Annotated in this window: 7 protein-coding genes and 1 pseudogene; 5 read left to right on the top strand and 3 right to left on the bottom strand. The window is 51.5% G+C overall.

From position 1 onward, the window contains the following. Positions 1-190 precede the first annotated feature (190 nt). From M3P21_RS22860 to M3P21_RS22105, 5 genes and pseudogenes are all read left to right on the top strand, one after another. Positions 191-481: pseudogene (locus M3P21_RS22860) on the top strand (major capsid protein); the annotation flags it as partial. 71 nt (positions 482-552) lie between these two features. Next, positions 553-855, top strand: a complete 303-nt coding sequence (locus tag M3P21_RS22120) for a head-tail joining protein (RefSeq protein WP_249713676.1) — start codon at positions 553-555, stop codon at positions 853-855. After that, on the top strand, positions 855-1,334 hold the full coding sequence (locus tag M3P21_RS22115) for a hypothetical protein (RefSeq protein WP_249713675.1): 480 nt from the start codon (positions 855-857) through the stop codon (positions 1,332-1,334). Before M3P21_RS22120 ends, M3P21_RS22115 begins: the two co-directional genes overlap by 1 nt. A gap of 27 nt (positions 1,335-1,361) precedes the next feature. Further along, positions 1,362-2,153 carry a phage tail tube protein gene (locus M3P21_RS22110; RefSeq protein ID WP_249713674.1) on the top strand — a complete coding sequence of 264 codons (792 nt, stop codon included), beginning with the start codon at positions 1,362-1,364 and terminating at the stop codon, positions 2,151-2,153. Continuing rightward, the gene (locus tag M3P21_RS22105) at positions 2,153-2,749 is read left to right on the top strand and encodes a DUF6998 domain-containing protein (RefSeq protein WP_249713673.1); all 597 of its coding nucleotides are present in this window, start codon (positions 2,153-2,155) and stop codon (positions 2,747-2,749) included. The genes M3P21_RS22110 and M3P21_RS22105 overlap by 1 nt, the downstream gene beginning before the upstream one ends. A 21-nt stretch (positions 2,750-2,770) precedes the next feature. Here the strand turns inward: M3P21_RS22105 and M3P21_RS22100 are convergent, their stop codons facing one another. The 3 genes from M3P21_RS22100 to M3P21_RS22090 are packed head-to-tail and all read right to left on the bottom strand — an operon-like array spanning position 2,771 to position 3,902. Then, positions 2,771-3,145, bottom strand: a complete 375-nt coding sequence (locus M3P21_RS22100) for a hypothetical protein (RefSeq protein ID WP_249713672.1) — start codon at positions 3,143-3,145, stop codon at positions 2,771-2,773. Next, positions 3,142-3,621, bottom strand: coding sequence for a hypothetical protein (locus tag M3P21_RS22095; RefSeq protein WP_249713671.1), 480 nt, complete (start codon positions 3,619-3,621; stop codon positions 3,142-3,144). The genes M3P21_RS22100 and M3P21_RS22095 overlap by 4 nt, the downstream gene beginning before the upstream one ends. Continuing rightward, complete coding sequence (locus tag M3P21_RS22090; RefSeq protein ID WP_249713670.1) at positions 3,621-3,902, bottom strand: hypothetical protein; 282 nt, start codon at positions 3,900-3,902, stop codon at positions 3,621-3,623. Before M3P21_RS22090 ends, M3P21_RS22095 begins: the two co-directional genes overlap by 1 nt. Positions 3,903-4,335 lie beyond the last annotated feature (433 nt).

Below are 4,335 nucleotides of genomic sequence, written 5' to 3'. Positions count from 1 at the left end.
CACCCGCTGATGTCTACTTCGGACGCGGGCAGACCATCCTGCAACAACGAGAAAGGATCAAACGAAAGACCATCAAAACGCGACGCTTGCTTCACCGAAAATCCGCCGCATAATCAGACAAACCAGATGAGTCAGACCCTCTCTTAGCTCAGGCTGCCATCTGTCCCAAAACCCCTGACGACGGACATTCAACTACAATGATGTTGTCTGGAAGCGGTACAGCGGCAAGGCGGCCGGAGTTCCTTTGGTTGGTGACGATGAAGCATTCCTCTGTCCGATTGCCGACGGGATGTACCAGACCCGTTTCGCGCCCGGCGATTTCACTGAATCAGCGAATACGATGGGACTCCCGCTATACTCGAAGGCGCGAGAATTGGACTATGGTCGTGGGGTCGGCGTCCTCACTGAGAGTAACCCCATCAGCTGGGTTGCGCGTCCTGACGCCATCATTCGAATCAAGAAAACTGACGCCACTGTCTAATCAGTGACCACAAGGAAGGGCTTTCGGCCCTTCCATCCTCCCCTTTTCTGAATTTTGGATTTTTTTCGACAATGGCAATTAAGGCTCTAAGAAACGTCGCCAAAGCGGTCAACCGTATCTTCGGTGAGCCTGCCATTCGCGTGCGCTTCGACACCGATACAGAGGAGCCGGTCAGCGTCATTTTTCAAGAATCTTACGCCGACTTTGATATTGACGGCGTTCAGGTTTCCAACCGCCAGCCAACGGCTTGGATTCATGACACTGTCAACATCGATAGTCGCGACCTGCTTCGCTATGGCGGTGTCGACTACAGGATCAGCTATTTGGAGCCAGACGGTTACGGACTCGTTCGGCTTTATCTGGAGCTCGACTGATGCACGTAACACACAAAGCCCTCGACAAGATCAAAACCCGCCTGGAAACGACTCTGCCTGATTTTGAAAACAGGATCTGGCGCAATCGACGGTACCAACTGCATGATCGGGAGCTGCCTGCAATTGTCATTCAGTACGACGGAGAGCGTGTTTCTGAAGCACAGGCAACGAGAACCTCCCGGCCAATCCAGCGCCGCGACGTCAATTTTAGCGTCGTCGTGGTCGACAAGATTTTCGAGAAAACTGATCGCGGAGACGAGGGAGAGTTTCTTGAAGACTACCTATTTGAGCATGCGGCTGCGGTCGAAACGACGATGCTTGAACACCAGAATCTGGAAGGGCGGGATATCCACTCGTTGACGCTAAATGGCGTCGATATGTCCGAAGCAAAGCACGGTGAACGTCCGCTTAGCTTTGCCCGACTTGAATTCACAATGTCTCTGCGCACCCGCGCTGGGCAACCCGAAAGTTTTATTTAACAGCCTTCATTTTAAGGAGATTTCTTAATGGCTACAGAACTCAGGCCGATTCCAAACGACAAACTAGAAGTTGGCCGCGCCAACGTCATGATGGCCGCCGTCGGCGGAACTGCATTTGATGACTTTGGTGACTGCGAGAGCTTCACGATGTCGATCAACGTCGAGGAAATCCAGCGATACGGGAAAAACAGTGGTGTCAAACGGCTGCGGCGCTCTGATGTGATCCAGGTCGACGCTGAGATTACAATCGAAGCACTCGACATGACACCTGCCCTGCGCGCTCTGAGCGTCGGCGCCGAGCTGTCGACAATGTATGTCCAGACTGCTGAGACGACAGCTAAGCATGACATTTCTGGCGTCCAGGCTGGCAAAATCTTTGAGCTTCCCAAACGCAAGCTGTCGAAAGTTACCGTCACCGATGGCGCAGGTGGCGTAACATATGCTTCTGGTGTCGACTATGTTCTCCTAGAGGAGTCGGGATATCTACAGATTATTCAGATCCCTTCCGGCGCAGATGCGGATATTGAAGTGACCTATGATGCCGCCGAGATCGTGGTGTCGGAGGGTAAGTTCAAGGCTGGGATCGGCTCAAACATGAATGTCCGGAGAACCATTCATGTCATCAGTATCAATACATCTGGACCTCGCGACCAACTGGTGCTGCACGATGTTCAGGTAAGGCCTTCGGGTGAAAAAGCTATGATTGGCGGTGATGAATTCGGTTCGATCTCGTTGATCGGCAAGGTCTTCGTGGATCCCAGCCAGCCCCCTGAGTTTGGTCTTGGATACCTGACGGAGATTGCGCCGGCAGGGGTCTGATGATAGGCATCAAAGCGCTCTTTAACCGGTCACAATGTGGCCGGTTTTTTTTTGACATTGATACCAGTCATCAGGAACTTCAGAACCCAATGATACACTTTGAATTGCCAAGCGCGATCCGTGAATTGGTCGAAGCCCGCGACAACGTGCGTGACTACTATTGTCAGCGGATGAAGGAGTTTGGCAGTGATGTCGCTCTGAGTTTTACGCTGGATGGCAATCTTGTCGGCGATATTGGGGAAGCGATCTCTGTTGAGCTGTTTGGTATCCGTCTGGATGATACGCGGGCCACGGAAGGCATTGATGGGGTTGCTCCTGACGGCCGTACAGTTCAGGTCAAGGCAACAGGTACAGGGAGAGGCCCAGTATTCAGGCCCACGGCTATCCGGGCAGAGCATCTTTTATTTTTCGAGCTAGACTTTAAGAAATTCCGTGGCTCGGTGGTTTTTAACGGGCCGGAACACACGGCCCTGAAGTATATGCCGCCAAAATTCTATGAGAAGAATGAGCAGCGACCGATGACACCCAAACAAATCCGCCGGGCGGATGAAGATGTTAAGGAACACGAACGCCTCCCGATGGTGGGAGGCGTCTAAGTTAGAATTTTGGGTGAGCTATCAGTTTGCCTTAAAAACTGCATATGGATTGATCGAGCTCACCTTGTACAGGTGGTTTTCACCTTCACTGACGACGTTCATGTATTCGTTCGCCCGGATCTTCCGATGCTCAGCAAAGATGTCCGCTTTTTCGAACCGATCATCATCATTTTCATGGGGATCTTCGGAGTCATCGCCGTAGTCCATGGTACCGTCTTTGTACAAGATAAACGGTTGTAAATCCGGCTGACCCGCACTCGGTTTGCCCGTGTAACCTGACAATGGCAGCTTGAAGATTGGCTTGTCTTCGGCGTCGAGGCACAGGTCCATTGTTAGGTTCAGATCGCCTGTTTTCTCTTCGTCGACTGGGGTAAATACAACTCTGCAAATTTTCATCGTTTTAGTTCTCTTCCACTTTGATCTAGTTCCAGGTTTCTACAAATGAGCGTTTCCAAACGGCCACCGCTCACCCATTCTTCTTTGCTGTCAAAGACACTGTCTTCACCCTTTCTGTCCTGAGCGATCATCGAAGGCAGCGAATTGTAGGATTGACTGAGCAATGCGCGGGGTCGAATTCTCTCGAACATCCAGCGAATGTCATCTGAGCTCTCCTCAAACCGGCACTTCAGAAGAAAACGATCTTCGCACATCAGCAGGTTGCGGCGCAGATGCGGAATGTCATCCTCACGGTAGTGTATGCCGGATGTCACCGCTGCCACTGCGTGCCTCTTCACTGCTGACAATGACCAGAAGGCGGCAGCCCAGTCGCCTGGAAACAGCTCGTCAAGATGTCCTGCAAGCACATCGTCCTTGGCAAACGAGCCAGCTTCAATTTCGCGAACAAGATGCTTGTCGAGCAGTTTTGTCAGCATCACTCGGCCTCGCCGGCACTTCTGGCGACGGGCGATGTTGCTTCCGATGTCAGAAGTACGTTTCCGGTACCTTCCATCTCAAGCATGTAGAGATCTTCGCGTTCTCCGTCAATTTCCTCCCATGCGTCCAAGAGTGCGCGCCAGGTGCCGGCAGCCCGGTTTCCTTTACCAAGAAGCCTGTACAGGCGTTCCAGCGCGACAACGACATATCCTTTGTCATCAATTTCATAGAGCAGGCTTTCAAGTTCGTAAGCCGCCATCTGCTGGTAAATGCGTGACATGATTCCTCCGACGTTCACTTATGGAGGAAAGTTGCGCAACTTTTCAATAGTTGTCAAACTTTTTCTACTTATTTCGCTATTTTTACAAAAAGATATCAACCTTATGTGGGGCGAAAGCTCTAAGCAGAGGACTCTTGCCTCTTTTCTAACGGTCTTCTGCACACTATATGCTGATATCGTTAGCAAAACCTTCCGGTCGGGAGCGTTGCTTGATTTCGCGAAATCGCTTGCGACTCGGATCCTGAATAGCTATATTCGTCTCAGCAGCAGACAGCGAGGCTTCCGCAAGGACGCTGTTGCATGTGCGCCTCTTAGGGGGCCGGAACACCACGGTAAGGCACACTCGCATGACTACATGAGGCTCCTTCGGGAGCCTCTTAAGTTTTCAGGGTAGTCGTTTTTTCTGGTAAAAACAGGTCTTTACCATCTGAAT

Source organism: Ruegeria spongiae (assembly GCF_023502395.1).
In the GTDB taxonomy this organism is placed as follows: domain Bacteria; phylum Pseudomonadota; class Alphaproteobacteria; order Rhodobacterales; family Rhodobacteraceae; genus Ruegeria_C; species Ruegeria_C spongiae.
The sequence above is the reverse complement of the archived record's forward strand: the minus strand, read 5'-3'. Positions and strand labels throughout refer to the sequence as shown.